The sequence below is a fragment of the Ruania halotolerans genome, from assembly GCF_021049285.1.
GTDB lineage: Bacteria > Actinomycetota > Actinomycetes > Actinomycetales > Beutenbergiaceae > Ruania > Ruania halotolerans.
The window spans coordinates 1488876-1515871 of record NZ_CP088017.1; the positions used below are offsets into that span (position 1 = coordinate 1488876).

24 protein-coding genes are annotated in these 26996 nt (G+C 65.1%); 12 read left to right on the plus strand and 12 right to left on the minus strand.

Going from position 1 to position 26996, the window contains the following annotated elements; all coding sequences use genetic code 11:
- Nucleotides 1–24: 24 nt before the first annotated feature.
- Entirely contained in the window at nt 25–1701 is a 1677-nt protein-coding gene (locus tag LQF10_RS06500; protein ID WP_231066668.1) for a bifunctional 3'-5' exonuclease/DNA polymerase, read from the minus strand.
- A 288-nt stretch (nt 1702–1989) separates the two neighbouring features.
- Between LQF10_RS06500 and cimA the strand changes: the two genes are divergently transcribed.
- A complete protein-coding gene (gene cimA / locus LQF10_RS06505; RefSeq protein WP_231066669.1) occupies nt 1990–3624 on the plus strand; it encodes a citramalate synthase in 1635 nt (544 codons plus the stop codon).
- A 102-nt stretch (nt 3625–3726) separates the two neighbouring features.
- On the opposite strand, the gene LQF10_RS06510 is transcribed toward cimA, so the two are convergent.
- From LQF10_RS06510 to LQF10_RS06530, 5 genes are read right to left on the minus strand one after another with little or no spacing between them, the layout of a single operon-like run.
- On the minus strand, nt 3727–4596 hold the full coding sequence (locus tag LQF10_RS06510) for a sugar phosphate isomerase/epimerase family protein (RefSeq protein ID WP_231066670.1): 870 nt from the start codon (nt 4594–4596) through the stop codon (nt 3727–3729).
- Between the two features lie 35 nt (nt 4597–4631).
- Nucleotides 4632–5762, minus strand: coding sequence for an ABC transporter permease (locus LQF10_RS06515; protein ID WP_231066671.1), 1131 nt, complete (start codon nt 5760–5762; stop codon nt 4632–4634).
- The gene (locus tag LQF10_RS06520) at nt 5759–6772 is read right to left on the minus strand and encodes an ABC transporter permease (RefSeq protein ID WP_231066672.1); all 1014 of its coding nucleotides are present in this window, start codon (nt 6770–6772) and stop codon (nt 5759–5761) included. The genes LQF10_RS06515 and LQF10_RS06520 overlap by 4 nt, the downstream gene beginning before the upstream one ends.
- Nucleotides 6769–8280, minus strand: a complete 1512-nt coding sequence (locus tag LQF10_RS06525) for a sugar ABC transporter ATP-binding protein (protein ID WP_231066673.1) — start codon at nt 8278–8280, stop codon at nt 6769–6771. Before LQF10_RS06525 ends, LQF10_RS06520 begins: the two co-directional genes overlap by 4 nt.
- Before the next feature lie 4 nt (nt 8281–8284).
- A complete protein-coding gene (locus tag LQF10_RS06530) occupies nt 8285–9322 on the minus strand; it encodes an autoinducer 2 ABC transporter substrate-binding protein (RefSeq protein ID WP_231066674.1) in 1038 nt (345 codons plus the stop codon).
- 135 nt (nt 9323–9457) lie between these two features.
- Between LQF10_RS06530 and lplAB the strand changes: the two genes are divergently transcribed.
- The 6 genes from lplAB to LQF10_RS06560 all read left to right on the plus strand — a co-directional run bounded on the left by lplAB (nt 9458) and on the right by LQF10_RS06560 (nt 16689).
- Nucleotides 9458–10507 carry a lipoate-protein ligase LplAB gene (gene lplAB, locus LQF10_RS06535; protein WP_231066675.1) on the plus strand — a complete coding sequence of 350 codons (1050 nt, stop codon included), beginning with the start codon at nt 9458–9460 and terminating at the stop codon, nt 10505–10507.
- Between the two features lie 169 nt (nt 10508–10676).
- Nucleotides 10677–11714 (plus strand): LacI family DNA-binding transcriptional regulator, encoded by a 1038-nt coding sequence (locus LQF10_RS06540; protein ID WP_231066676.1) that lies wholly within the window; start codon nt 10677–10679, stop codon nt 11712–11714.
- 58 nt (nt 11715–11772) lie between these two features.
- Complete coding sequence (locus LQF10_RS06545; RefSeq protein ID WP_231066677.1) at nt 11773–13332, plus strand: ABC transporter substrate-binding protein; 1560 nt, start codon at nt 11773–11775, stop codon at nt 13330–13332.
- 4 nt (nt 13333–13336) lie between these two features.
- Complete coding sequence (locus LQF10_RS06550; RefSeq protein ID WP_231066678.1) at nt 13337–14302, plus strand: carbohydrate ABC transporter permease; 966 nt, start codon at nt 13337–13339, stop codon at nt 14300–14302.
- Nucleotides 14299–15216, plus strand: coding sequence for a carbohydrate ABC transporter permease (locus LQF10_RS06555; protein WP_231066679.1), 918 nt, complete (start codon nt 14299–14301; stop codon nt 15214–15216). The genes LQF10_RS06550 and LQF10_RS06555 overlap by 4 nt, the downstream gene beginning before the upstream one ends.
- A gap of 39 nt (nt 15217–15255) precedes the next feature.
- Complete coding sequence (locus LQF10_RS06560; RefSeq protein ID WP_231066680.1) at nt 15256–16689, plus strand: sulfatase family protein; 1434 nt, start codon at nt 15256–15258, stop codon at nt 16687–16689.
- A 43-nt stretch (nt 16690–16732) separates the two neighbouring features.
- On the opposite strand, the gene trxA is transcribed toward LQF10_RS06560, so the two are convergent.
- The 3 genes from trxA to LQF10_RS06575 all read right to left on the minus strand — a co-directional run bounded on the left by trxA (nt 16733) and on the right by LQF10_RS06575 (nt 18497).
- Entirely contained in the window at nt 16733–17125 is a 393-nt protein-coding gene (trxA, locus tag LQF10_RS06565; protein WP_231066681.1) for a thioredoxin, read from the minus strand.
- 74 nt (nt 17126–17199) lie between these two features.
- A complete protein-coding gene (locus LQF10_RS06570) occupies nt 17200–17898 on the minus strand; it encodes a YggS family pyridoxal phosphate-dependent enzyme (protein ID WP_231066682.1) in 699 nt (232 codons plus the stop codon).
- Nucleotides 17895–18497 carry a pentapeptide repeat-containing protein gene (locus tag LQF10_RS06575; protein ID WP_231066683.1) on the minus strand — a complete coding sequence of 201 codons (603 nt, stop codon included), beginning with the start codon at nt 18495–18497 and terminating at the stop codon, nt 17895–17897. The genes LQF10_RS06570 and LQF10_RS06575 overlap by 4 nt, the downstream gene beginning before the upstream one ends.
- Before the next feature lie 23 nt (nt 18498–18520).
- Between LQF10_RS06575 and LQF10_RS06580 the strand changes: the two genes are divergently transcribed.
- Entirely contained in the window at nt 18521–18910 is a 390-nt protein-coding gene (locus LQF10_RS06580) for a YccF domain-containing protein (protein ID WP_231066684.1), read from the plus strand.
- A gap of 120 nt (nt 18911–19030) precedes the next feature.
- Here LQF10_RS06580 and LQF10_RS06585 read toward each other — a convergent pair whose 3' ends face one another.
- From LQF10_RS06585 to LQF10_RS06595, 3 genes are all read right to left on the minus strand, one after another.
- Nucleotides 19031–19465 carry a carboxymuconolactone decarboxylase family protein gene (locus tag LQF10_RS06585; protein ID WP_231066685.1) on the minus strand — a complete coding sequence of 145 codons (435 nt, stop codon included), beginning with the start codon at nt 19463–19465 and terminating at the stop codon, nt 19031–19033.
- On the minus strand, nt 19462–19968 hold the full coding sequence (locus LQF10_RS06590) for an RrF2 family transcriptional regulator (RefSeq protein ID WP_231066686.1): 507 nt from the start codon (nt 19966–19968) through the stop codon (nt 19462–19464). The genes LQF10_RS06585 and LQF10_RS06590 overlap by 4 nt, the downstream gene beginning before the upstream one ends.
- Nucleotides 19969–20146: 178 nt before the next feature.
- Nucleotides 20147–21241 (minus strand): LacI family DNA-binding transcriptional regulator, encoded by a 1095-nt coding sequence (locus tag LQF10_RS06595; protein WP_231066687.1) that lies wholly within the window; start codon nt 21239–21241, stop codon nt 20147–20149.
- Nucleotides 21242–21498: 257 nt separating this feature from the next.
- Between LQF10_RS06595 and LQF10_RS06600 the strand changes: the two genes are divergently transcribed.
- The 4 genes from LQF10_RS06600 to LQF10_RS06615 all read left to right on the plus strand — a co-directional run bounded on the left by LQF10_RS06600 (nt 21499) and on the right by LQF10_RS06615 (nt 26988).
- Nucleotides 21499–23703, plus strand: a complete 2205-nt coding sequence (locus LQF10_RS06600) for an alpha/beta hydrolase (RefSeq protein WP_231066688.1) — start codon at nt 21499–21501, stop codon at nt 23701–23703.
- 158 nt (nt 23704–23861) lie between these two features.
- A complete protein-coding gene (locus tag LQF10_RS06605) occupies nt 23862–24761 on the plus strand; it encodes a carbohydrate ABC transporter permease (protein WP_231066689.1) in 900 nt (299 codons plus the stop codon).
- On the plus strand, nt 24758–25624 hold the full coding sequence (locus LQF10_RS06610) for a carbohydrate ABC transporter permease (protein ID WP_231066690.1): 867 nt from the start codon (nt 24758–24760) through the stop codon (nt 25622–25624). The genes LQF10_RS06605 and LQF10_RS06610 overlap by 4 nt, the downstream gene beginning before the upstream one ends.
- A 53-nt stretch (nt 25625–25677) precedes the next feature.
- Entirely contained in the window at nt 25678–26988 is a 1311-nt protein-coding gene (locus LQF10_RS06615; protein ID WP_231066691.1) for an ABC transporter substrate-binding protein, read from the plus strand.
- The last annotated feature ends 8 nt before the right edge of the window (nt 26989–26996 follow it).

Consider the following 26996-nt stretch of genomic DNA (forward strand, 5'->3'; position numbering starts at 1 on the left):
CAGCCCGATCGAGCCGATACCTCCCTACTCTGCCTCGGCGTAGTTCTCCACGATCGCCACATCGAGCGGGAACTCCACCGGGGTCCGCCCGAACAGCAACCGGCCCGCCTCGGCGGCGCTCGCGCGGATCTCGTCGGCCACCTGTTCTGCATGGGACTGTGGAGCGTGCACGATCACCTCGTCATGCAGGAAGAACACCAGGTGCGGGCGCTCGCTGAGCGGGCCGTAGCCGGCGAGCCGGCGGCGGATCTCACCCATCCAGCACAGCGCCCATTCCGCTGCTGTTCCCTGCACGACGAAGTTCCGGGTGAACCGCCCCCAATCACGTGCGCCCTGGCGGGCACGGCGTTCGACGGCGTCCGTCGCCTCCGGTTGGCTCGCTGCGGCCTGGCGTTCATGCCACGACGGCGGCGGGGGCGGTGAAGTCCGCCCGAGCCAGGTGCGTACGGTGCCCCCGTGTTCGCCCGTTCGCGCGGCCTGTTCGACGACGCCGGTGGCGCGCGGGTACGCCCGCATCAGCCGGGGCATGAGTAGTCCCGCCTCACCGGTAGTGGCCCCATACAGGGCGCCCAGCATGGCGACCTTCGCCTCGGCTCGAGTGCCGACGATGCCCGCTTCCACCAGACCCACGTACAGGTCTCCTGCCTGCCCGGCGGTGGCCAGCGCCGTATCGCCCGACATGGCCGCGAGGACCCGTGGTTCGATCTGGGCGGCGTCGGCCACCACGAGCCGCCACCCCGGATCTGCCCGGACGGCGGCACGGATCTGCTTCGGCAGCTGGAGCGCCCCGCCACCGGAGGTGGCCCACCGTCCGGTGACCACGCCACCGGGAACGTAGTCGGGCCGGAACCGATCACGCCGCTGCGGAGTGGAGGCCGGATGGATCCAGGAATCCAGCCATGCCCACCCGTTCGCGCTGAGCAACCGGGCCAGCTTCTTGTACTCCAGCAGCGGGCCGACCACCGGGTGGTCAAGGCGGGCGATCTCCCACTTGGACGTGGTGGTGAGATCCAGACCGGCGCGCCGCAACGATCGCAGCAACTCCACGGGGGAATCAGGGTTGAGGGCGGGTGCGGCGAGATGCTTGCGGATCTGTGCGGCGAGACCCTCCAATCGTGCCGGGCGAACTCCTGCCCTCGGCCGTGGTCCGAGGACTTCGGTGAGCAGGGCCTCGTGGACTGAGCGGTCCCAGGGGAGTCCGTCGGCTTCGATCTCGGCTGCGATCAGGGCGCCGGCCGACTCTGCTGCGAGCAGGAGCCGCATTCGTGCCGGTTCGGAGCAGGCCCCGACCGCGTCCCGCTGCCGGATGCGCTCGGCGACCAGGTCAGCCACCGTATTTCCCGGTGGTGTGGTGGCGCTCTCATCCCACAGGGTCGGTACGGCGGGATCGGGTGTCGTCGTGGCCAACGGTTCGGTGCGCCAGCCGAGGTCTGGCCAGTCCTGGTCCGGTGCTGCATGCCGCAGGATGGTGCGCGCGAGGCGCAGGTCGAGGCAGCGAGTCACCCGCACCCCGGCGGCGATGAGCTCGGGTGCGAGAGCAGCGGTGTCTGCCCACACCCACCGGGGCGAGGCGCTCTCATACTCGGCCATGACGAGCGGCAGCTCCGACCGTGTGCAGGTGCGGGTGGTCTCCGGCGTGAGCTCGGCGGCGAGTTCGCAGAGCTGCACCCGATCGCCATCGGCGCACACCAGGATCTCCACCCGCTGAGCCTACGGCGCACCGCCGACAGCACCGGCCGGCCAGGCTGCTGCCGGCTGCGACCGCCCCGGGCGCCAGAGGCGAGGAAGGCGTCGATGGGCGGCGCCAACGAGGCGGGAGAAATGTGCCATGATGGGGCCCATGACGCCCACCAGCGCCCTGATTATCGGCTAGCGCGTTCGCCATCATGGCGAACGCGCAGACCTCCCGCACCCCGGGGGGTCTTTTTGTTGCCGGGCCCACCCTGCCCGGATCGTCCGAGACGTAGCTGCTACCTGGAAGTCACCACGATGAGCACCACATCAACTCCCACGGACACCCACGGCACTGCCGCCGTGCACGTCTACGACACCACCCTGCGTGACGGCGCCCAGCAGGAGGGGATCAACCTGACCGTCGCCGACAAGCTCGCCATCGCACCGTTGTTGGACGAGCTCGGGGTCACGTTCATCGAGGGTGGGTGGCCAGGGGCGATTCCGAAGGATACGGAGTTCTTCGCGCGCGCCACCAAGGATCTGGACCTGAAGAACGCCGAGCTGGCGGCATTCGGATCCACCCGCAAACCGGGGACCAGCGCGCACCACGACACCCAGGTCCGTGCCCTGATCGACTCCGAGGCACCCACCATCACCCTGGTGGCCAAGAGCGACATCCGGCACGTGGAGCGTGCCCTGCGCACCACGGGCGAAGAGAACCTGGCGATGATCGCCGACACCGTCGCCTACCTGGTGGGGGAGGGCCGGCGGGTGGTGCTCGACGCCGAGCACTTCTTCGACGGCTACCGCTACGACCCTGACTATGCGCTGCGCGCCGTGACCACGGCGTTCGAGGCAGGGGCCGAGGTGGTGGCGTTGTGCGACACCAACGGCGGCATGCTCCCCGAATGGGTGCACGAGATCGTCTCGACTGTCGCCGGCCGAACCGGGCCGCAGCAGATCCTCGGCATGCATGCGCACAACGACTCCGGTTGCGCTGTGGCCAACTCGATGGCCGCCGTCTCGGCCGGGGCGCGGCACGTGCAGGGCACGGTGAACGGCTACGGAGAGCGCACCGGCAATGCGGACTTGATGGCCGTCGTCGCGAACCTCGATCTCAAACTGGGCATGCGCACTCTCAGTAACGGTGGCCTCGAGGAGGTCACCCGGATCGCCCACGCGATCAGCGAGATCACCAATATCGCGCCGTTCGGCCGCCAGCCCTACATCGGTGCCAGCGCCTTCGCGCATAAGGGCGGGCTGCACGCCAGCGCGATCCGGATCGACCCAGACCTCTACCAGCACATCGATCCGCGCAAGGTCGGCAACGACATGCGCATGCTGATCTCGGACATGGCAGGGCGGGCGAGTATCGAGCTCAAGGGCCGCGAGCTCGGCTTCGACCTCGCTGGACAGTCAGAACTGCTCGCCCGTGTGACCACCCGGGTGAAGGACGCCGAGGCGAACGGCTACACCTACGACGCCGCCGATGCATCCTTCGAGCTGCTGCTTCGGGAAGAGATCACGGGTACCCGGCCTGCCTATTTCCGCACCGAGTCCTGGCGGGCCATCGTGGACCACTCCGCCGGACCCGATGGAGTCATGCGGGACGTGGCCGAGGCCACGGTGAAGATCCACGCCGGGAACCAGCGCGTGGTCTCCACCGGCGAGGGCAACGGTCCGGTCAACGCCCTCGACCATGCTCTCCGGCAGGCACTGGCCACCGCGTATCCGGAGATCGAGGACATCGAACTGATCGACTACAAGGTGCGCTTGCTCGACTCCGCGCATGGCACCGACGCGATCACCCGGGTGCTCATCGAACTCACCGATGGCCAGCACTCATGGAGCACCGTCGGTGTCGGAGCCAACCTGCTCGAAGCCTCCTGGGAGGCACTCGTCGATGGACTGGTGTTCGGGCTCCTGCACGCGGGCGTCGAGTCCCTGTAGGTCACTGCCGTGCGACTCGGTGGCCAGTCGTCCTGGGACCTCTCGCTGAGCGCGGGAGGGCCGGTACGGGGTCTCGAGCCGTGCCCCGGCGGAGATGGCCGGTCAGTGGAAGGCGATGGTCTCCACGGCACGCACCTGGTCGCGGATGAAACGGTTGGCATGGGCCGCAAGGTCGGCTGGGTCGTCCCACAGGTTGCGCCAGATGCCGAGCGTGTTCGAGAGCGAGGCACTCACCACGGCGCTGGAGAAGGACTCGAACACGATCGGCCCGTCGTAGCCGATCCTGCCCAGCGCCCGGAAGAACGAACCGAAGTCCACTGACCCGGTGCCCAGATAACCGCGGTGGCTCTCGCCGATGTGCACGTACTTCAGGCGCTCCGCCGCATCGAGTACCGGTTCGACCATCCCGGACTCCTCGATGTTCATGTGGTACGTGTCCAGGTGCAGGTGCACGTTCTGGTGCCCGATCTCCTCGAGAAACCCGAGCCCGGCCCGTGCCGTGTTCACGATATTGGTCTCGTACCGGTTCACGATCTCGATCGCCAGCTCCACACCGCTGGCCTGGGCATGGTCGGCCAACCGGGCGAGCGCGCGAGCCGAGTTCTCCCGCCCGGCTCGGGTGGCCGGTGTCAGGTACTTCTGCATCGCGGAGTAGATCACCCCGCACAGGTGCCGGCCCCCGGCCTCAGCCACGACGTCCACCGCGCGCCGCAGCAATTCCTCACCTCGGGCCGAGATCGCGGAGTCTTCGCTGGAGAGGTCGTGGTCGGCGTCCAACCCCAGCGAGGCGGCCATCGTGATGCCGTGATCGGCCAGGATCCGCTGCACTGCACCACCGTCGATCGCGAACGGATCCATCAACGGCAACTCGAGGAAGTCGAACCCTGCCTTCTGGGTGCCGGAGATTGCCGTGACCAGTCCGGCCTCGTCGAATTCGCCGGTGAACACGAGGCCGTGGACGCCGATCTGCATGAGTGCTCCTTCTGAGGGCTAAGTGGCAGGTCTCTTTACTGCGTCGTGGGGGTCTCCTCGGCATCTGCTCCACCGCTCTCCTTGCGGCGACGGCGCAGCGACACACTGCCGAACAGCGAGGCACCGAGGAGCACCGCCCCGAGCGCCAGCAACTGCACCTGCGTTCCGACGTTGCCTGGCACCACGAGCAGGATCGAGGCGTTCAGCCAGACGATCAACAGGGCCGAGAGCAGGATCCCGCTGAGCCGGCCGATGCCACCGGTGATGGCCACCCCGCCGAGCACCGCGATCGTGATCGCCGGCAGCGCCATCCCCGAGCCGCTGGTGCCGGCGTCCGGTCGGGCGGAGGCGAACTGGGCCACCGTGTAGACCCCGACCAGACCGCAGATCGCGCCTCCGTACACAAAGGCGAGCAAACGTGTGCGCCGGGTATTGATGCCTGCCCACCGGGCCGCCGTCTCGTTCGTGCCGAGCGCGTAGTGACGACGACCGTAGGTGCTGCGGTTCAGGACGAACCACGCAATCACCGCCACGGGAAGCAGGAAAGTGAACACCCCAAGCGGCACCAACGGCACGTAGGCTCCGATCAGCGGGAGCTCCACCTCGCTCGTGGCACCGTAGAAGGCGCTGATCGACTCACCGGAGATCGGACGCTGACCGCTGACCACAAGCGCAATCGAGCGATAGGCATAGTAGGTGGCCAGCGTGGTGATCAGCGCCGGGAATCCCGCGTACGCCGTCAGGAGGCCGTTGATCGCGCCCAGTAGCGCGCCGAAGGCCACAGCAAGCACGACAGCCAGGACCAACGGCACACCCGACTGCTGATACAGCATCCCGAACGCGATCCCGGTGAGGGAGACCATCGAGCCCACGGACAGGTCGATCGACCCACGCCCGGACATGATCACCAGCAGTTCCGCCAGGGCCAGCAGGGCGAGAGGGACGTAGGCGATCAGCGCCGAGGCGAGGTAGTCACTGGTGAACCGGCCGCTGGTGAGCCCGGCGGCGTCGAGCACCGTCATCACCACCACGAGCACGATCAGCAACCCGCCCAGCAGCACGGCGCGATCGCGCAGACCACCAGTCTCGATCCACCCGCGCACGCCATCGACGATTCCGGCGGGACCGCGCTGGTCCGCCCGGCTTGGAGTCGTTGTCGCCCTCATGATCGCCTCCTCGCTCGCTCACGGACGAGGTCGGTGCCCACCGCCACCAGGATGAAGATGCCAACGAACAGGAAGCCGACCTCCGAAGGCCACCCGAGCTGTGTCACACCGGTGATCACCGTCTGCACCAGGATCGCGCCGAGCAGCGTACCCACCACGCTGCCGCGGCCACCGATGATGGAGGTACCGCCGATCACGACGGCGGCGATTACCTGAAGCTCCTTGCCGGAGCCGACCGACTGGTCGAGCGTGGATGTGCCGGTGGCGATCACCATGCATGCCGCCAGTCCCGTGAGCGTGCCGGTGACGGCGTAGACAGTCATCAGTCGGGGCCGCACCTTGATCCCGGCGAGCCGGGCCGCGTGGGCGTTGCCGCCGATGGCATACAGGTTGCGACCAGCCCGGGTGCGTCGCAGGAACCACCATGCGATCGCCACGGCGATCAAGGCGATCACGAAGGAGTGCGGGATACCGGCGGTCTGCCCGCCGGAGCCGCGCCCGAAGAAGGCGAGCGTGCCCGGGATTCCGTTCACCGTGGAGGAGTCGAACACCCGGTAGCCGATGAACAGGAAGACGTTCCAGGTACCGAACGTGATGATGATGGGGTGCACGCCGCCGTAGGCCACGAGCACTCCGTTCAGGGTACCGAGGGCCAGCCCCACCGCCATCGCCAACAGCACCGCCACGATCGCGGGGACGTCGAATGCCACCAAGACCCGGGCAGTCACCACGGCGCACACCATCACCATCCCCGCGACCGACACATCGATCCCAGCCGTGATGATGACGAACGTCATGCCCACGCCGATCAGCGCGATCGGCGCCACCTGCACCAGGAGCGGACCGATCGAGCCGGCGGAGAGGAACGCAGGGGTGGTGAGCCCGAGCGTCACCCACAATGCGGCGATCACTCCGACCAGTACCACCTCCTGCCCGGTGATCACCGGTGGCAGGATCCTCCGAAGTGAGAGCTGCTCGGACTGCTCCGTGGCCGCGGTGGTCTCGCTCATGACGTGCTCCCACTCGTGATCTCCCCGGCCGCCGCGGCAAGAACCTCAGCCTGGGTGGCCGTCGGCGCAAACTCGCTCGCGATCTGCCCCGCCCGGAACACCACGACACGGTCGGCGATCCGCAGAACCTCAGCGAGGTCGGTGGTGATCACCAGGATGGCGGTCTGGGTATCGGCAAGTTCGGAGACGATCTGGTGGATCTCCTCCTTCGCGCCCACATCCACGCCCTGGGTGGGCTCGGCGAGCACCAGCAGGTCAGGTTGCTCGACCAACTGGCGAGCCAGCACGACCTTCTGCGCGTTCCCACCGGACATTGCGCTGACCGGCTGCCGCTGACTCGGCGTCTTGACCGCGAGCCGGTCGATCAGCGATCCGGCGATCGTGCGCTCGGCGGCAGGGGAGACCCAACCGGCTACCTTCCCCAATAACCGGAGCGAACCGATGGTGATGTTGAAGGCGATCGACTGAAATGCGAACGTGCCCTGAGCGGATCGGTTCGCCGGCAGCATCCGGACCCCGCGCCGTTTCGCGTCTGCTGGGTTGGCAACACGGGTCGAGCGTCCGAGTACCTCCATGCTCCCGGACGTCGGATGGCGCATCCCGTAGATGACGTCACCTACTTCGGACGCGCCGCAGCCGACCAATCCGTACAAACCGACGATCTCGCCGGCCCGCACAGTGAGCGAGATGTTCTCGAAGTGCCCCTCCAGGCCGAGGGAGTCCAGACGGAGTCGGACCTCGCCCGGTGCATTCGGCTCGCGAGCACCTTCGCTCAACTCACCGCCCACCATCCGCTCGGCGATCGCGCGCACGGTCAGATCGGCCAACGCCTCGTTGTGAACTGTGCGGCCATCGCGCATGATCGTCACCTCGTCAGCGATCCGGAACAGTTCGTCCAGCCGATGGCTGATGTAGATGATCGATACCCCTTGTTCGGCGAGCCGGCGCACCACGCCGAAGAGCACCTCGATCTCGGTGTCGGTCAGGATCGCGCTGGGTTCGTCCAGGATGAGAATCCGGGCATCGTCCAACAGAGCCTTCGCGATCGAGACCTGCTGCTGTGTGGCAATCGTGAGATGGCCGATCGGCACTGAAGCGATCGAACGATCGAGACCCACCAGGTCGAGCAGGTCGAACATCCGGGGTGCCTGCCGATGCCAGTCGATCACCGGACCCGAGGTGATCTCGCGGCCCACGAAGAAGTTCTCCGCCACCGTCAGCTCGGCGAACAACTGCGGTTCCTGGTACACCGTCTGCACCCCGAGGTCGAGGGCTTGACCAGTGGATTCGATAGTCACCGGTTCGCCGTCGATCTCGATCACACCGGTATCCGCGCGCTCGGCACCGGCCAGAACCTTGATCAGCGTCGACTTCCCGGCACCGTTCTCGCCGACCAGAGCGTGCACGGTGCCGGGTTGTACTGTCAGGTCCGCGTGGCTGAGGGCGCGCACACCTCCGTACCGCTTGGAGATGTCTCGCATCCGCAAGCGGGGTGTCTCCTCGTGCATGAGATCAGTAGTCGTAGTCGCCGGCGTTGTCCGCAGTGAACACCGTGGGTGGCCCGAGCAGGAGCACGCTTGTTTCCGCGTCGTACTCCACCGCTGTGAGGTCCTCGTTGACGGAGTTCGTCGCCTCGAACTCCTCCTCGTTCTCGAGCTGCACTCCGGCCCACCCGGTCAGGTAGCCGAGCGCTTCGACGTCCCACAACACGGAGGCGCTGGAGGATCCAGTCTCCAGGTACGGCAGCATGGACTGCGGTGTGCCCAGTCCCACGGTGAAGACTTCGCCGACGCGTCCGGCATCCTCCACCGCCTGCGCAACCCCTGGGGCGCTGGACGTGCATTCACCCACCAGCCCGGTCAGGTCTGGGTTGGCCAGCATGAGATCGGTGGCCATCTGGGTGGCAGCCGCCTGGTCCTCACCGGCATAGACGATGTCGACGATCTCCGCCTCGGGGTATTCCGAGGCCGTGTACTCCTCTTGCACCTCGATCCAGGCGTTCAGGTTCGCCGCTGTCTCACCGCAGGAAACGATCGCGTACTCGCCAGATTCGCCCATCGCCTCCATCAGTGAGTCGGTGAGTTGCTGACCGATGCCTTCCACCGAGGCCTGCGAGATGAAGACCTCTCGCACCGAGTTCGGTGCATCGGTATCGGTCGTGGCCACGTGGATGCCGGCGTCTTGGGCTTCCTGCAGCAGCGGTGCCATGGAATCCGGGTCGTTCGGTGCCACGAACAGCACGTCCACGTTCTGCTGAATGAACGAGCGCACGATGTCGGCTTGCGCGGCGGCGTCCGCCGTGGTCGGTCCCTGGTAGAGCCATTCGAATCCGAGTTCCTCGGCGGCCTGCATACCGCCGGTGTTCATCGCCTCGAAGTACGGGATGCCCTGGAGTTTCGGAACGAAAGCGATCGTGACGTCTTCGGCTGCGGTCTCCTCGCCGTTTCCGCCTGTATCGGGGTTGTCGTCCCGGGTCGTGCACCCCGCGAGTGCAAGAGCTGCCGTCAGCCCCAGCGTGAGGGTGCAGGTCGCTGTTCTGGAGATCGTCATTGAGGGCTCCTTCGCCGAGAGTTACCGCTAGGTGGTCTCGAGACCGAGAGTAGATGCTTCGCGCAGGGATCGTGCAACGATTCAGTGAATCGTTGCACGAGCGAGACCTCTGTTCCGCGCGGTTAGGCTGACCGGGTGAGCAGAGGTGAGTACAAGGTGCCTGGCGGCAAGCTGGTGGCAGCCGAGGTGGAGGTCGTCGACGGGCGCCTGGCACAGGTGCACATCAGCGGTGACTTCTTTCTCGAGCCGGATGAGGCGCTGGAACGCATTGACGCTGCGCTGACCGGTGTGCCGGAGGCCGCCACCGTGGGCCAGATGTCCACGCTGGTGGCGGCGGCTGTGGCTGACGCGCACCTCGTGGGCTTCACCCCGCAAGCCGTGGCGATCGCCGTCCGGCGTGCCCTGGGTCAGGCGACGGGCTGGCACGACCACACGTTCGAGCTGGTGCACCCAGGCCCGATGGAACCCACGATGAACCTTGCGCTCGATCAGGTGCTGCTCGAAGAGGTCGGCGCTGGGCGGCGCGGACCGACCCTTCGGATCTGGGAGTGGTCGGGGGGCTGCGTGATCCTCGGCTCATTTCAGTCGCTGCGCAACGAGATCGACACTGCAGCCGCGCAGGAACTTGATATTGACGTGGTCCGCCGGATCTCCGGTGGGGGAGCGATGTTCGTCGAACCCGGGAACGCGATCACCTACTCGCTGTACGTGCCTGGTTCGCTCGTCGAGGGCTTGAGCTTCGAGCAGTCCTATGCCTTCCTGGATGACTGGATGATCGGTGCGCTGCGCGAGGTCGGCATTGACGCGCGCTACGTGCCACTGAACGACATCGCCTCACCTGCGGGAAAGATCGGCGGCGCCGCGCAGAAGCGGCTCGCGAACGGGACCGTGCTGCACCACGTGACGGCTAGCTATGACATCGACGCCACCAAGATGCTGAAAGTGCTGCGGATTGGCCGGGAAAAGCTCTCTGACAAGGGCACCACCAGCGCCAACAAGCGGGTGGATCCATTGCGCAGTCAGACCGGGATGTCGCGTGAGGCCATCATCGAGTCGATGAAGAATCACTTCCGCGCTCGGTACACCAGTAGTGATGGCGCATTGACGGAGGAAGAGATCGCTCGAGCGGGCGAACTCGCCGTCGGCAAGTTCTCCGACCCGGCGTGGATCGCGCGAGTCCCGTGAGTTCCTCCTGAGCGCGAGCCGCTCTTGACAATACCGACCCGATGCTTAATCGTATAAGCCATCTGCACATTGCAGGATCGCAGGACTTACGCGAATCTGTCGAACAGATTTCTGATGCTTAATCGTTTAAGCAACCGAATCTCTCACGCATCGACCGATGGGGGTCACGATGGAACGGACCATACGGGCGACGTCGCGCGACGTGGCCGCTGCTGCCGGTGTCTCCGTGGCGACCGTCTCCTACGTGATGAATGGCCGCACGGACCGGCGGATTCCCACCGCGACCCGCGACCGGGTGCTGGAGAGCGCGCGCGAACTTGGCTACGCGCCGGACCGATCCGCCCGGATGTTGCGCCGACGCTCCACTGAGCAGGTCTGCCTCGTGATCGGGAGTTTCGGTGTGCCCGCCCTGGATCAGATGGCGGCAAGTCTCCATGAGGTCGGGGACCGGCACGGTTTCGGTGTGATCACCATGGTCGTCAACTCTGCAACGACGGCCGCTCGGACGATCGAGCGATTGCGTGAGCGAGTGGCCGACGGTGCCGTGATCGCGACCGGCTTGAGCTACCTCGACCCCTCCGACGTGGGCGGACTCGCCGATGCGGGTCTGCCCATGCTCGTGATGAGCAACACGGCCGAGGCTGACGGGTTCGACGTCTACCGCGAACCCGAGGCCGAGGCGATGGACGATGCGGTCGCTCACCTGGTCTCCAGCGGACGACGGCGGATTGCCTATGTGGGGCACGACCGGGAGGTGCGGGTGTTCCGGGAGCATGCCCTGGTGGACAGCGACAGGTTCGCTGCCTTCGTGGCTGGCCTGGACGCACGCGGCGTTGCGCTTCGGAAGGAGCTTGTCACCGCGGGTGCGGACGATCGGGTAGCCGGGTACCAGGCTGCTCGCTCGTTACTGTCGGCACCGGAGCCGCCCGAGGCCATCGTCACAGCCTCGTCCCGGTCGGCCGTGAGTGCCATCTGGGCAGCCAGAGACCTTGGCCTGCGGGTTCCGGAGGACGTCGCGGTGGTGGGCGCCGGCACGATTCCGGAGGCGCAGGTGACCCGGCCGACGCTCAGCACGATGGGTCCCGATGACGATGCCGACTTCACCGAGGCGGCGCAGATGCTCTTCGACCGGATCATCCACACGCGCCGCGGGAACTGGCACGAGATCAGCCGCCCGTGGACGTTCACCGCTCGCGGTTCGGTCTGACCGAGACGGCACATCAATGAACACAGGAATGCCATCACATCAACGAGGAGTGATTGCCGTGAAACGACAACTCAGTACCACCCCACTCACCCGGCGCAGCGCCCTCGGACTCGGCGCCCTCGGTCTTGGCACGCTCGCAGCGTGCAACGTCAGCACCGAGACCGGGTCCGGCACCGGAGCCGAGAACCCGGAGTTCGGATTCGAGGGCATCCCGGACTCGGGAGCCGATCTGCCCACCGAGGACGTCACGATCGGCTGGATGGATTCCGGTGACCTGAAGGCGATGTTCCTCGAACCATTCTTCGCCTCCTATATGGACAAGCACGCGAATATCACCGTCGACTACCAGCCGAGCTCCTGGGACACCATCAATGAGGCCATCCCGGTCGCCGTGCGCAACAACAGCGCCCCGGACGTGTTCGCCCGACCGGCGAGCATGCCGACCCAGTCCGCGATCAGCGAGGGGTGGATCAGTCCGCTCGACGACGTCGTCCCGGACTTCGAGGAGTGGAAGGCAGGTTTCCCGGAGGGCGCCTTCATCCCGGGCGTCCATGTCTTCGACGGGCTGACCTATACCTGGCCGATGAACTCCAGCAAGAGGTTCGAATACCTGCAGCTGACGAACACCGCGCTGCTCGCCGATGCCGGATACGACCCGGCGGCGCGCCTCGGTCTCGACGACCTGCGTGAGGTGTGCCGCGCGGTGACCGAGAACGGGGACGGCGATGCCTATGGGCTGATGATCGACGGAACCAGGATCGCCCAGGTGGCGCTGATGTTCGCGCAGATGCTCGGGCATTCGGTGATCAACACCGGCGGGTTCCGCGGTCTGGATCTGCGTACCGGCGAGTACGACCTCACGGCACCGGAGGTGATCGAGGCGTTCGAGCTCTTGCTCGCGATCGATGCCGACGGGAGCATCTTCCCCGGCTACATCAGCCTCGACGATGCCACGGCGCGTTCCCGGTTCCCGCAGGGGGTGGCTGGGATCCTCCTCGACGGCCCCTGGGCAATCCCGGCGTATCAGCGGGATTTCCCGGACTTCGAGTTCGAGGTCGGTCAACCCCCGAGCGCCGACGGCGGAGCGTCGGCCCCGTACCCGTTCTGGGAGCAGGGCGCCAACGACCTGTACCTGTTCGCCGGAGCGCGCCATCCCGAGGTGATCGGTGACATGTTCCACTATCTGGGCTCTGCCGAAGGGCAGGCGAACATCATCGTCGCCGCACAGGGCAACTTGTCCTCGGTGACGCCGTCGGCCAACGAGTTGGCGGCGCAGAGCACCGAACTCGATGCGCGTGCCGTGGCCGCGGTCGAGGTGGCGGGTGAGCTGATGCGGTTGGCTCCGGACCCCCGCCTGCGTAATGCGGACAACGCGGAGGTGATCCTGCGGCACCAGCCGCCGAGCACCACCTTCGCTGACCTGGGGCAGGCAGTGTTCAGTGGTCAGGGCGAGTTGCGCGCCTCGCTCCAACAGCTGGAGGACGAGAGCAACCGGGCTCTCGACGAGGCGATCAGTGCGGCACAGGAGGCGGGCGCGAACGTCTCACGGGAGGACTGGGTATTCGCGAACTGGGACCCGTCCGCCGACTTCACTGCTGAGCAGTATCAAGGTGCCTGACTCGATGACGACGAGCACGCAGGCGCCACCCCGATCCGCTGGCGCAGGACTGTGGCGCCAGATCCTCAAGCATCGCTGGTGCTATGTCTTCATGGTGCCCACCCTGGTGCTCTCGGCGTTGTTCACGTTCTACCCGATCTTCATGTCGTGGTACTTCTCCTTCCTGGAGTGGAGCGGGTACACCAACGACCGCGCCTGGGTGGGGCTGGACAACTACGCCCGCCTCATCCAGGATGCCGCGTTCTGGGGTGCGTTCGGCCGCTCGTTCCTGTTCGTGCTGGTGGCGGTCCCGATCAAGCTGGCCATCTCACTGCTGCTGGCGATCCTGCTGAACAACGAGTCGATGAAGCTCTCGCCGGTGTTCCGCACGATGTTCTTCCTGCCGGTCGTGACCACCGCGGCGATCGTGGGGATCATCATGACGTTCGTTCTCGACCCGTTCAACGGACCAGTCAATCAGGCCCTCACCTCGTCCGGGCTCGTCGAGCAGGCGATCGACTTCCGTGGGGACAAGGACGCCGCGTTGTGGACGGTCATGGGTGTCGAGATCTGGAAGAACATGGGCATCACCATGGTCTATTGGCTGGCCGCCCTGCAGACCGTGCCGACGACGTACTACGAGGCCGCCCGGATCGACGGGGCCGGCCGCTGGCACCTGCTGCGGCATATCACGGTGCCGATCCTGGCACCGTTCGCCGCGATCATCACGTTGCTCACCGCCAACCAGACCTTGCACGTGTTCGCCATCGTGCAGGCAATGACCCAGGGCGGGCCCGCACGGGCGAGCGAGGTGATGGAGGTCTACATCTACCGCGAGGCGTTCGTCGGTGACGGCGGGCTTCCCGAGCTCGGGTACGCCTCTGCGGCCGGGGTCTTCTTCGGCCTCGCGGTGATGGTGGTCGCCCTGCTGCAGATCTGGGTGGCGAAGAAGGCGCACTCGATGCGCGCGGCGATGGGAGCACAACGATGAGCCGGATCCTGACCCCGCCCACGTCGGCGCACCACGGCCTCGACGGTGCCGCGCCCACGGAGGGCGCCACGAGCCCGCCGCAGCGTCGTTCCCGGGCTGTCCTTCGGGCGACGATCATCTCGATCATCCTGATCCCGATCTGCCTGGTGTGGATCTACCCGTTCATCTGGATGATCTCGACGTCACTGAAGACCAACGCGGAGGCCTTTTCTGGCCTCGGGTTGGTTCCGGAGACACTGCAGCTGGGCAACTACATCCGGGTGTGGAGCGAGGCGAACATCGCTCGCTACTTCGTCAACACGGTGCTGATCACCGCAGGTTCGATCGTGATCAGCGTCGTCTCCACCGCGATGATCGGGTACGTCCTGGGCCGGTACAAGTTTCCCGGCCGGTTCGTGATCGTGGCGTTGCTCGCCTTTGCCGTGTTCCTGCCCGAGGGGTACACCATCATCCCGATCTTCGACCTCATCCACTCTCTCGGTCTGGCCGACTCGTTGTGGGGCATCACGCTGGCCGAGGCCGGTGGTGCGCACGTGATCGCCATCCTGTTGTTCGCGGGTTTCTTCAGTCAGTTGCCCAAGGAGCTCGAGGAGGCGGCTGTGCTCGACGGCGCAGGGTTCCTGAGGATCTTCTGGAAGGTGTACCTCCCACTGGCCAAGCCGGTGACGGCCACCGCGATCGTGCTGCAGTTCATGCACTCCTGGAACGACTTCCTGCTCCCGTTGGTCCTCACGTTGAACCAACCGGACCTGCGCACGCTGGCCGTGGGCATCTACCACTTCCAAGGGGAGTACTTCACCGACTGGGTGGGGATGGCTGCTGCCTCCACGATTAGCCTCATGCCCATCATCGTCGCGTTCCTTTTCCTGCAGCGGTACTTCGTCGAAGGAGTAGCCGGTGCCGTCAAGCAGTAGTCACCCGGCACCGTGGTGCCCGTCCGAGAGGAAGAATCTGTGCCGACATCAGCTGCTCGACCGAACATCATCGTGGTCTTCACCGACCAGCAGCGGTGGGACACCACCGGTGCTGGTGGCAATCCGTTAGGACTGACCCCCGAGTTCGACGAGATGGCGCACGCCGGTACGTATCTTGCCCAGGCGTTCACTGCGAATCCGGTCTGCGCCCCGGCCAGGGCGGCCATCCAGACCGGGACGTACGGGACGACGTCGGGCTGCTACCGCAACGGCACCACCCTCGGGGGTGCGCGCACGATGGCACACCATTTCGCCGACGCCGGCTATGCCACGGGATACATCGGCAAGTGGCACCTGGCCGATTCCGAGCCCGTCCCGAGCGACCAGCGCGGCGGGTACGCCTCCTGGCTGGGGTCCAACCTGCTCGAGTTCACCTCGGACGCCTACCGCACCATCGTTTTCGACGACGACGGCGACCCAGTCATGCTTCCCGGCTACCGATCCGACGCATTGTTCGATGCGGCGATCCGGTTCGTGGCCGACCATTCCCGCCCGTCGCTCACGAGCGGCCGCGCCGCTGCACCGTTTTTCCTGTTCTGCTCGCTGATTGAACCGCACCACCAGAACGAAGTGGACACCTACCCGGCCCCGACCGGTTACGCGCAGCGGTACACGGGTCGGTGGATGCCGCCTGACCTCATCGCCGGCGATTCGGACTCGTCCACCGCGCACGAGCACATGGGCGGGTATTTGGGGCAGATCCGCCGCATCGATGAGGGCCTGGGCCGGCTGATCGACGCCCTGCGGAGCGTGGGACAGCTGGAGAACACGATCATCGCGTTCACGTCGGATCACGGTAATCACTTCCGTACAAGAAACGCCGAGTACAAGCGTTCCTGTCACGACAGCTCGATCCGGGTTCCGTTCGCGCTGCGCGGGCCGGGCTTCGACGGCGGTGGGCGGGTGGACCGCCCGGTGAGCACGATCGACCTTCCTCCCACACTGCTCGATGCGGCGGGCATCGATGTACCGGAGGAGATGCAGGGGCATTCGATCGTGCCGCTACTGCACGAATCGGACCCTGAGTTCCCAGGGGAGGCATTCGTGCAGGTCAGTGAATCGGAATTGGGTCGAACGATCCGAACCGAGCGGTGGAAATACCACGTGGTCGCTCCGCAGGCGGACCCATGGACCGAGAACTCGAGCGATCGCTATCTCGAGTCCGAGCTGTACGACCTAGCCAACGATCCCTACGAACTGCGCAACGTTGCCGGTGTCCCGGCGTTCGCGGACGTGGCCGAGGAACTACGCCAACGGCTGGTGCGGCGCATGGTGGCAGCAGGGGAGACGGCGCCCGTGATCGAGGCGGCGCCGCGGCGCAGCGCACCGCTGCAGCCGACGCCTCAGGTGGATGACGGCACCTGGATCCCCGTGCGGTTCGGCCATCAGAGCCCCCAGGTGGCGCGCCCCTGAGCGATGTCGCGTTGAGCGATGTCCGCTCTGCTGGGGGAGGGGCTCAGCCCTGCTCGGTGTGGCCGGCCTCGTGGGCGGCCTTCTGCTCGGCCACTTCGGCCTTGACCTCGTCCATGTTCAGGCCCTTGACGCCCTCGATGAGCTGTTCGAGGGACTTCGCCGGCAACGCACCGGCCTGGTTGAAGACGAGGACTCCGTCCCGGAAGGCCATCAGGGTGGGGATCGCCTGGATCCCGGCCTGCCCAGCGAGCGCTTGCTCGACCTCGGTGTCCACCTTCGCGAACGTGATGTCGTCGTGTGCTTCGGAGGCCTTCTCGTAGACGGGTGCGAACTGCTTGCACGGTCCGCACCACTCGGCCCAGAAGTCGATCAGCACGATGTCGTTCTCGGTGATCGTCTGGTCGAAGTTCTCGGCGGTGATGTCGATAGTGGGCACTGCTACTCCTTGTTTTGGGGCCTGTAAAGGGCAACAGTCGATCAGCGCAGGTATTCCCGGACTGCTGGTTCTCCCTAGAGAGCCCGGGCGCCGAACACTCCCGTGCCCACCCGCACCATGGTGGCGCCGGCAGCGATCGCGATCTCCAGGTCGCCGGACATCCCCATAGACAGCTCGCCTGCTTCGCCGGTGCCGGAGGCACCCGAATCCACGACGGCGGCGGCTACCTGGGTGAGTCTGGTGTAGCTCGCGCGCACCTCGTCGAGGTCTGCGGAGTGGGCACCGATGGTCATGAAGCCGCGCAGGTGCAGGTGCTCGAGCGAGCCCACGACGGCGGCCAGCTCGCCTGCCGATTCGGGCGTCACACCCGCTTTGGTCTCCTCGCCCGAGGTGTTCACCTGGATGAACACGTCCAGATCGCGTTCGCGGGCCTCGGCAGCGCGGTCGAGCCGGTGCGCCAGCTTCGTTGAGTCGACACTTTGTACACAGTCGGCCCAGCGCATCACCTGGTTCACCTTGTTCGACTGCAAGTGCCCGATGAAATGGCTCTCGTGCGGGATGTCAACGAGATCGGGCTCGGTGGCCACGAGCTCCTGGGCGCGGTTCTGCCCGATCAGCGTGGCGCCCGCGGCGAACGCCTCCCGGATCCGGGCAGCCTCGACTCGCTTGACCGCAAGTAACAGCCGTACCTCGGACGGGTCGCGCCCTGCCGCCTCGGCGGCCGCGGCGATACGGCACTGGACGGCCTCGATCGAGGCAGCGACCGCCGTCATCGGCTTTCCTCGGTGAGGGTGATGCCGAGGTGCTCGGCGAATGAGCCGAGTCCGCTCACGGCATCGCCATGGGTCATCGTGACTCCGCGCAGTGCGTCCACGCCGGAGATGCGCTCGAGGCGACAGCCGGTCATGGTGACCTGCTGAGCCCGCATCCCGGCGAACCGTGCCTCGGAGAGATCGCAGTCGATGAAGCGAACTCGCTGCAGCCGTGCGTCGGTGAAGTCGGCCTGGCGAAGGTTCGCGTTGGTGAAGGTCACATCGGTCCAGGTGGCGCTGTGCGCGGAAAGCAGGTCGGCGACCACCTCTGTGGCCCGGACCTCACGCAGGCGCGAGCGCAGCCATGAGGATCCGGTGAGTCGGGCGCCGTCGAGCGTGCACCGGACCAGGCCGGTGTCGCGGGTGGTCAGGCCGGCCAGATCGGCTCCGGTGAAGTCGCAGTCCGTGAACGTGCAGCGCTCCCAGGTGCCTTGGGCGGCTCGGATGCGGCAGAGGGAGGAGTTGTCCAGCTCGAGTTCGTCGATCTCGGCGCCGATCCACACCTCACCGTCGAAGTCGTGCCTGGTCAAGGTCGCGCCGCGCAGTTCCTCGGGAGTCACGCATCCGAGCCTAGACTGGATCAGTGCGCACCTTGCTCAACATCATCTGGCTCGTCTTCGCCGGTTTCTGGCTGGCCGTCGGATATGCCGTGGCCGGCCTGATCTGCTGCATTCTGATCATCACGATCCCGTTCGGGATCGCCTCCTTCCGGATCGCCGCCTATGTGATCTGGCCGTTCGGCCGGGAGGTGGTGCGCCGATCTGACGCCGGCGCGGGCTCGACTATCGGGAACATCATCTGGTTCATCGTGGCCGGCTGGTGGCTGATCATTGGGCACGTCGTCACGGCGATCCCGCTGTTCATCACCATCATCGGCATTCCGATGGGGTGGGCGAATCTCAAGTTGATCCCGATCTCGCTGACCCCGTTCGGACGGGAGATCGTCGAGACGCACCGGCCGTTCGCCAGTTGACCTGTTCGTGGTTCAGTCCCACGCTCCGTGCAGCAGCAGGTTGAGGAACTGAGTACAGATCACGGCCCAAAGGCGACAGGTTTGACTGACTCTGTGCTCGCTCTGTCGGGATGGCGGGAGTTACGGCGTCGGACTCAGATGTGTGCTGATGCCACTCATATTCATGGTGTTGATGGTGCCGATGGCCACCACCAGATCGGCACGACCTCGCTCGCCGAGCAGGTCCCCGGCACGCTGCCAGGTCTCATCGTCGATGAGGTCGATACCGCCGGTGAGGGCCTCGGTGAAGGTCAGCGCCACGCGCTGGGTCTCATCGAAGAACGGGCTCTCGTGCCAGGCGCCTACCCCGAAGATCGTTCGGTAGGGCACGCCGTGCCGCTCCAGGGTGCGCGAGTGCAGGTCCACGCAGTAGGCGCAGCCGTTGATCTGCGAGGCGCGCAGTTGAACCAGGCCATGGAGCACCGGTCCCAGCGAGTCAGCCAAGAGGGCGTCCAGGCCCATCAGGTGGCGGAACACCTCTGGGGATGCGCTTCGGGTGGGGGTGCGTGAGGTCACGACTGGTCCTTTCTGAGGGTGGGTGAGGTGCCGAGAAGATAGCGACGGGCATCGGCGGCGCGTCCGGCCGGTGCTGTTCCGGCAAGATCGGCGATGGTGGTGGCAGCGAGCTCGCGCCGCCAGGCCAGCTCCGCTCGACGCATGGCGTGTGCGATGCCGCAGGGCTCGGTGAACTCGGTGGCGGGCTGGCCGGCGTTCATCCCGCGTTGGCGGATCTCTGTGCACCGGAACGCGTCCTCAGGGCCCTCGATCGCGGCGACCACGTCCATCAGCGTCACCTCGGTGGCCGGTCGCATGAGCCGGATTCCGCCGGTCCGCCCTGCTGTCGATTCGGTGATGCCTGCGCGGGCGAGGGCCTGCAGCTGCTTGGTGAGGTACGCCGTCGGGAGGGCGTATGCCTGGGCCAGGCGTGCGGCGGGGACTGGGTGGCCGGAGTCCTGGCGTACCCAGTGCAGCAGGATGCAGATGTGTGCAGCCCACTCCACGCCTTCGGTCATTCGCATGTCGGGCCTCCTTAATCTGGATAGAGATTATCCAGATTTGGAGGTCCGTGTCCAGACTGAGGTGACGACCATGAGATGCGATGGAATGAGGTGCTCGCCGGTGCGCCCCGTTCGATGATTCGGGGTGTCTGCGCCGTGATCTAGCTCGATCGACTCCACGGCGTCGTCGAACTGAGGTTCATGCTCCACTCTCGTTCATGCCGGAGGTCGTCGAGCCAGATCGGCCGTTCACCGGCTGGCGAACCTCGCTTGTACCCCCGGTGGATTCTCGGGCCACGATGCTGAAGTCGGCCTTGTACTGCCGCGGCGCGCGCCCCGCGGAGGGGTGCCAGTTGATGCGTTCGATGAGCATCGCCACTGCGGTGCGAGCTATCTCCTCGCGCCCTGGATCAACGCTGGAGAGCGACGGTTGGGTGAAGCGCCCGTGGTCGACGTTGTCGAAGCCGATAACGGCCACATCGTCGGGTACGCGGCGTCCTGCTTCGGCCAGTGCCCGGACGACGCCGAACGCCAACGAGTCGTTCAGAGCAAAGATGGCGTCCACGTCTATCCCGTCGGCCAGGAGGCTGCGGGTGGCATCAGCGCCGTTCTGGGGATGCCACGGTGCGGCCACCCGTTCGAGCCGCTCGTCCAGGTCCAGGCCCGCACGGGTGAGCGCTTCGCGGTAGCCCTCGACGCGCAGGTCGGATGGTCGTACCTCGTACACGCGCCGATTCGGATGCGCTCCGATCACAGCGATTCTGCGGCGCCCGCCGTCAATGAGATGTTCGACCGCCGCACGTGCGGCAGTGCTGTTGTGCATCGTGACGTGGTCTGTCGGTCCGCCGAAGATCCGCTCTCCCAGCAGGACGAGTGGATGGTTGACGGTGTCAAGCAAGTCTCGATCGGCGATGCCGAGGCGTTCCGGACTGAAGAGCAGGCCGTCGGTCTGCCGAAGGCCGTGGGTCAGGACCTCCACCTCGCGTGCGCGGTCGCCGCCGAGCTGGCTGATGATGACGCCAAGATTGTGTGCTTCGGCGGCTGTGATCACCGCGTCTGCGAGTTCGGCGAAGTAGTCCAGCCGCAGTTCGGGCACCGCGAGGCCGATGACGCCTGTACGCCCCGAGCGGAGTCCGCGAGCGGACAGATTCGGTCGGTACCCGAGCTCGCCGATCGCCCGTTGAACGCGTTCGCGCGTCACGGGATGCACATGTGGCTGGTCGTTCACGACGTTGGACACCGTCTTCATCGACACCCCCGCCAGGAGCGCAACATCGCGCATGGTCACACTCACGTCGTTCCTCCACGTCACTGGGCGCTCGTCACGGCGACGACCACCTCTGTCTGGTGCGGCCGCCGCACGGGATGCTGCGGCCTTGACAAGTGTCTATCAGATCTGAAGTATAGAAGCGTGCGACTTACCACGTAGTAAAAATGCAGGTCACAGGTGTACAACGTGGCATGACGTTCAACCTGCCCGTCTTGGTCGCGTGCTGGTCCCGACGAAGGGACCGGCGGGAGTGCAGGCACCTCAGCGGAGAGGAGTCACGTGTGAGTGTTGTTCAGAACCAACGACGTCCCGCCGTCTCGTATCGGCGGCGAGTGGTGGCGGGTGGCGCCGGGGCAGCCCTGGTGCTGTCCGGCTTAGTCACCCTGGCCGCACCAGCGAGCGCTGACGAGAACTGGCTGACCGTCGACGAGAACGGGTTCGCCACTTTCTCCATCCCGGTGAGCGAGGTCGAGTCGATGCTTGATCGCGATGTCAGCCAGATCGTCGCCGAGGGAAACTTCGGCCCCTCGGCGAACTGGGCCGAGTTTGGCCTGACGATCCGCGGCGACACGGCCACCGGCGTTCTCGGTCCGCTCGATCCCGGGCACTACTACTACCAAGTCACTGCTGACGATCATTTTCCCGTGAAGGACCCCACCAACTCGACACAGGTGACCTCCGAGCCCGAATGGAGCACGTTCCTGGTCGAGGGGGAGGGCGCCGAGCTCCTGACCGACGTCCACGCGCAACAACGCGGACAGGTGCAGGAGTTCTCCTACCGGAGTTCCTTGGCACACGAAGAGCGGTCGGCGCTGGCATGGACTCCGCCCGGCTACGACCGGGACCGTCGCGAACGGTACCCGGTGCTCTACCTTCAGCATGGCGGTGGGCAGAGCTTCCGCGACTGGGTGGAGGTCGGGCGCGCCGCACAGATCTTCGACAACCTCTACGAACGAGGTGCCATCGAGCCCATGGTCGTGATCATGGCCAACGGCAACGTCTCCAGCTTCAGGGACGAGCTCTTCCGCCACATCACGCATCAAGCCGAGCGTCGGTTCAACGTCAGTCGTGATCCGGCGCAACGCGCGCTCGCCGGACTGTCGATGGGCGGCGGGCAGACCTTCGACGTGCTGGTCTCCGACCCTGACAAGTTCTCCCACATCGGCACGTTCGGAGCGGGCCGATTCGGCGACCTTGACGATCTCCCCGTCGAAGACATCAACGCCGGAACTGACCTGCTGCGACTTTATGTGGGTAACCCGACAGATGTGGCGTACAACGACGTCTACCACGCCATGGAGCAGTTGGACGAAGCCGGTGTGGACTACCAGTTCGACGGCGCGAATCCGGACGCCGGGCACAATTGGGACGCCTGGCAGGAGAATCTTGCCGACTTCGCCCAACGCCTGTTTCAGGACGGTCCATTCGATGGCATGAGTCCTGGACACGAGGCCATCGACGCTCCCTTCGAGACGCCGCCCTCGGGGACGACGCCCACCCCGTGGGTCAGCGAAGACGGCTTCGTCACCTTCGAGACCACTGCCGAGTTCGCCGACGCCGAGCACGTGACGGTCTGGGCGAACTGGGGCGCCAGTCACCTGTGGACCCGTGTCGAGCTCACCCGTGCAGGGGACCGTTGGCGGGGAACCGTGGGTCCGCTCGAACCAGGGTGGTACCACTACCGCTTGATCGTGGACATGGAGGCCCAGAAGGACACCGGCAACCCGACGAGCGTCACGAGTGAACCTACCTGGAGCCAGTTCTTCGTCCCGGGAGCGAGTGCGCACCTCGTCACACCGGTACCCGAGGGTGAGGGCGGTCAGATACAGGAGATGACGTACGACAGCACCGTCGCCGACGAGACCCGCACCGCACTGGTGTGGACGCCACCGGGATACGACGCCGAACGTGCGGAGCCGTATCCAGTGTTCTTCCTGCAGCACGGTGGCGGGCAGAACTACACCGACTGGACCGAGATGGGGCAGGCCCGGAACATCCTCGACAACCACTTCCTGGACGACAACCTCGAACCCATGGTGGTGGTGATGGGCAACGGGAATGTCGGCGACTTCACCGCTGAGTTGCTCGAGAACATCGTTCCGGCTGCCGAAAGCACCTTCCACGTCAGTGGCGATCCCGAGGATCGGGCGTTGGCGGGCCTGTCCATGGGCGGCTTTCAGACATTGCGCCTCCTGGCTTCTGAGCCAGGAGAGTTCGCCTACATCGGGGCTTTCTCGGCGGGCTACTCCGGTGGTGATCTGGATGTAGGAGCCATCAACGACGGCACCGCTCTACTGCGCCTGTACAACGGGAACATCACGGACTTCACCTACAACTCGGTAGTAAGCACCATGACTGAGTTCGATCGTCTGGGAATCGAGTACGAGTTCGACGGCTGGTTCGAGGGTCCGCACGGGTGGGACACCTGGCAGCACGCGCTCGCCGACTTCGCGCCGCGCCTGTTCGATGAGGACTCGAACGAGTGAGGCACACCGACCCTGATCGGCTGAGGTGATCGGCCGGTGGTGCGATCGAGACCGTCGCGGTCGCACCACCGGACCGAGGCATCCGGTGTGCTCGGGTCCTACCTTGAGCCCGCACCCGCATTGCCCAGCCTGATGTCACAAGAGCGAAATGGAACAATGTGAAGAAAATCCTGTACTCGCAACGACTGGCGCCCTACTTTTTCATCGCGCCGTTCGTCATCACCCTCGCGGTGTTCTGGATGCTCCCGCTGGGTCGATCCGTCCTCATGAGCTTGCAGGAAGTGCTGTATGGAAACGCCACGTTCATCGGGTTCGATAACTATGAGCGCCTATGGCGCGATCGGGTGTTCTGGAAAGCGCTGTTCAACAGTGTGCGCTACATGGTTTTTACCTTAGTACTACTCATTCCAATCCCCATGATCCTGGCGGCCATTGTCAATTCGAAGATTGGCAACTCGCGCGTCAAAGGGCTCTTCAAGGCGTCCTTGTTCGTTCCGGCGCTGACCTCTGTGGTCGTGGCAGGAATCATTTTCCGGCTGATGTACGCCGAGTCGGAATCTGGGCTGATGAATCAGGTGTTCGGCTTCTTTTCGTTGGATCCTGTGAGGTGGCTGCGTGAGGACATCCCCGGCCTCGTAGCACTGCTCGCCCTGGCAATGTGGCGATACAGCGGTGTGAACATGATGTACTTCCTTGCTGGAATGCAGTCGATTCCCACTGAGTATTACGAGGCGGCGTCGATCGACGGCGCGAACAAGTTTCAGACATTTTTCCGCATTACCGTGCCGAATCTGAAGCCGACGATCGTGTACGTCACGACCATCAGTGTCTACGGCGGCCTGGCGATGTTCCTCGAGAGCTTCATGCTCTATGCCGGGAACAACTCGCCGAATAACCAAGGTCTGACTGTCGTCGGGTACTTGTACCGCCAGGGTGTTCAAGAGAACGACCTCGGGTTCGCGTCTGCCGTCGGAGTCGTCCTGCTGGTCGTGATCATGGCGATCAACATCACCAACCTGACACTGTCCGGAACCTTCAAGAAGGACGATGCCCGATGACCTCGATACTGCCGGCCCGGCGAAAGCACGTCCTTCCGCGCAGGCTCTTCGCAGCGGTCATGACCGGTTTCCTGGTGGTGATCGCCCTCATCGTCCTTGTCCCGCTCGTCGCGATATTTGTTGGCACGTTCCAGGATGGGAACGACATCATCCGCAACGGGGTCACGACGGACATCGACCTGAGCAGCCTGTCGTTCGACAACTATGTGATGCTGTTCACCGACTCTGGGATGTACTTTCGGTGGTTCATCAACACATTTGTGCTGACCGTTGTGCAAGTAGCGGGCACGCTTCTCGTGAGTTCGTTCGTTGCGTACGGATTTGCTATGTACAACTTTCGCGGAAAGAATGCCGGGTTCGTCGCCGTACTACTGTTGATGACCGTTCCGTTTGAAATGATGATGTTGCCGATGTACGTTCTCGTGAACGACATGGGACTCGCGGACACATATATTGTGATCGTGTTGCCCTTTCTGGCGGCCGCGGTGACGATCTTTTTCTTTCGCCAGTACTTCCTCGGGATTCCGCACGAGTTACTTGAGGCCGGGCGTGTCGACGGTGTCACCGAGTTCGGAATCTTCTTCAAGCTCGTCCTTCCCGTCGCGCGCCCCGCAGTGGCGGCGATGGCGATTCTTAATGGAATGATTATTTGGAACAATTTTCTTTGGCCGCTTTTGGTGTTGCGTTCGGCGGAGAAATTTACGCTTCCAATAGGTCTCAACACCTTGCTGACGCCGCATGCCAACAACTATGAACTGTTGATCATTGGCGCATTCTTCTCGCTAGTTCCTGTTCTTGTTCTGTTCCTGCTCTTTCAACGCTTCTTCGTTGCCGGCATGACCGCTGGCGCACTCAAAGGCTGATCTGCGAATACCACGAAATGAATCGGAGGCACGTGATGATACGAGGACGAAAAGTGACGTCCCTGGCTGCGCTGGGAGTTGCCACTGCAATGCTGGCGGCATGCAGCGGCGGTGGCGACGAGGACGGTGGGCCGAACGACGATGGCACCCACAGCCTGGACATGTGGGTCTTCGCCGAGCTCCACGCCACTTACTACGAGCAGATGGAGCAGCGCTGGAACGAGGAGAATCCGGATCGCCCCATCGATCTCGAGATCACCGTCTACCCGTATGACGATATGCACAACAAGCTGCAACTCGCGGTGAACTCTGGTGAGGGGCTGCCTGACGTGGTGGACATTGAGGTGAACAAGTTCTCCAACTTCGTGCGCGGATCCAACCCTCCACTGGCGGACCTCGGTGCGGCAGCGGAGCCCTACATCGACGACATCGTGCAGGCGAGACTCGATCTGTACAGCAGGGACGGCACGATCTATGGCTATCCCACCCACGTCGGAGCCATGGTCTCCTTCTACAACACCGCACTCCTCGAGGAAGCCGGAATCGACTACACCACGATCGAGACGTGGCAGGACTTCGAAGACGCCGGGGTGACCTACAACGAGGAGACCGGCGAGACGTTCGGAGTGGCAAGCACGGGTGTGGCCTTTCGTGAGGCGCTGATCGTCGCCCAACTGGGCGGGAGCTACTTCGCTGACGACGGGACGGTGGCCATCAACAGTCCTGAAGTGGTTGAGGCGCTCGAGCTGGAGCAGCAGATGCTGAACGCCGGCGCGATCGGGACCATTCCGGGCGGCAGTCCCGACGACGAGGAAGCGTACGGCGCGATCAACGCCGGCGACTACGCCGCCATCGTCTATCCGGCTTGGTACACCTCACGCTTCGTCGACTACATGCCCGACTTGGCCGGACAGGTGGCGATCGCCCCCGCACCGGTGGTCGAGGACGGCGCAGTGGCCACCATTGGTGGTGGCGGCACGGGCACGGCGGTACTCGAGGCGTCCCCGGACGCGGAGATCGCGGCCGAGTGGCTCGCCTTCGCCAAGCTCTCGCCGGAGGCGAACGTGGCGGTCTGGGAGCTACTCGGCTTCGACCCGGTCAACATGGAGGTGTGGGCCGATCAGGAGGTCACCCACGCGGAGGACAACAAGTTCAACCAGTACTTCCAGACGAACCTGTTTGACGTGCTGAACGAGGTTCAGGGAGAGATCGGCCACTTCGAGGCATTCGCCAACCCTGATCTGCCGTCCGTAGACAGCACCTTGACGACCGTCACTCTCAACGAGATCTTCGAGAACGGGGTTCCGCCTCACGAGGCACTCGACCAGGCACAGGAGGACCTACAGAACGAGCTGGGACAGTAGCGACCCGG

What these genes read in the sequence shown, in the direction of transcription:
- cimA (WP_231066669.1), top strand. Translation starts at nt 1,990, where the DNA reads ATGAGCACCACATCAACTCCCACGGACACCCACGGCACTGCCGCCGTG.
- LQF10_RS06510 (WP_231066670.1), bottom strand. Translation starts at nt 4,596, where the DNA reads ATGCAGATCGGCGTCCACGGCCTCGTGTTCACCGGCGAATTCGACGAG.
- LQF10_RS06515 (WP_231066671.1), bottom strand. Translation starts at nt 5,762, where the DNA reads ATGAGGGCGACAACGACTCCAAGCCGGGCGGACCAGCGCGGTCCCGCC.
- LQF10_RS06520 (WP_231066672.1), bottom strand. Translation starts at nt 6,772, where the DNA reads ATGAGCGAGACCACCGCGGCCACGGAGCAGTCCGAGCAGCTCTCACTT.
- LQF10_RS06525 (WP_231066673.1), bottom strand. Translation starts at nt 8,280, where the DNA reads ATGCACGAGGAGACACCCCGCTTGCGGATGCGAGACATCTCCAAGCGG.
- LQF10_RS06530 (WP_231066674.1), bottom strand. Translation starts at nt 9,322, where the DNA reads ATGACGATCTCCAGAACAGCGACCTGCACCCTCACGCTGGGGCTGACG.
- LQF10_RS06540 (WP_231066676.1), top strand. Translation starts at nt 10,677, where the DNA reads ATGGAACGGACCATACGGGCGACGTCGCGCGACGTGGCCGCTGCTGCC.
- LQF10_RS06550 (WP_231066678.1), top strand. Translation starts at nt 13,337, where the DNA reads ATGACGACGAGCACGCAGGCGCCACCCCGATCCGCTGGCGCAGGACTG.
- LQF10_RS06555 (WP_231066679.1), top strand. Translation starts at nt 14,299, where the DNA reads ATGAGCCGGATCCTGACCCCGCCCACGTCGGCGCACCACGGCCTCGAC.
- LQF10_RS06570 (WP_231066682.1), bottom strand. Translation starts at nt 17,898, where the DNA reads ATGACGGCGGTCGCTGCCTCGATCGAGGCCGTCCAGTGCCGTATCGCC.
- LQF10_RS06590 (WP_231066686.1), bottom strand. Translation starts at nt 19,968, where the DNA reads ATGCGAATGACCGAAGGCGTGGAGTGGGCTGCACACATCTGCATCCTG.
- LQF10_RS06610 (WP_231066690.1), top strand. Translation starts at nt 24,758, where the DNA reads ATGACCTCGATACTGCCGGCCCGGCGAAAGCACGTCCTTCCGCGCAGG.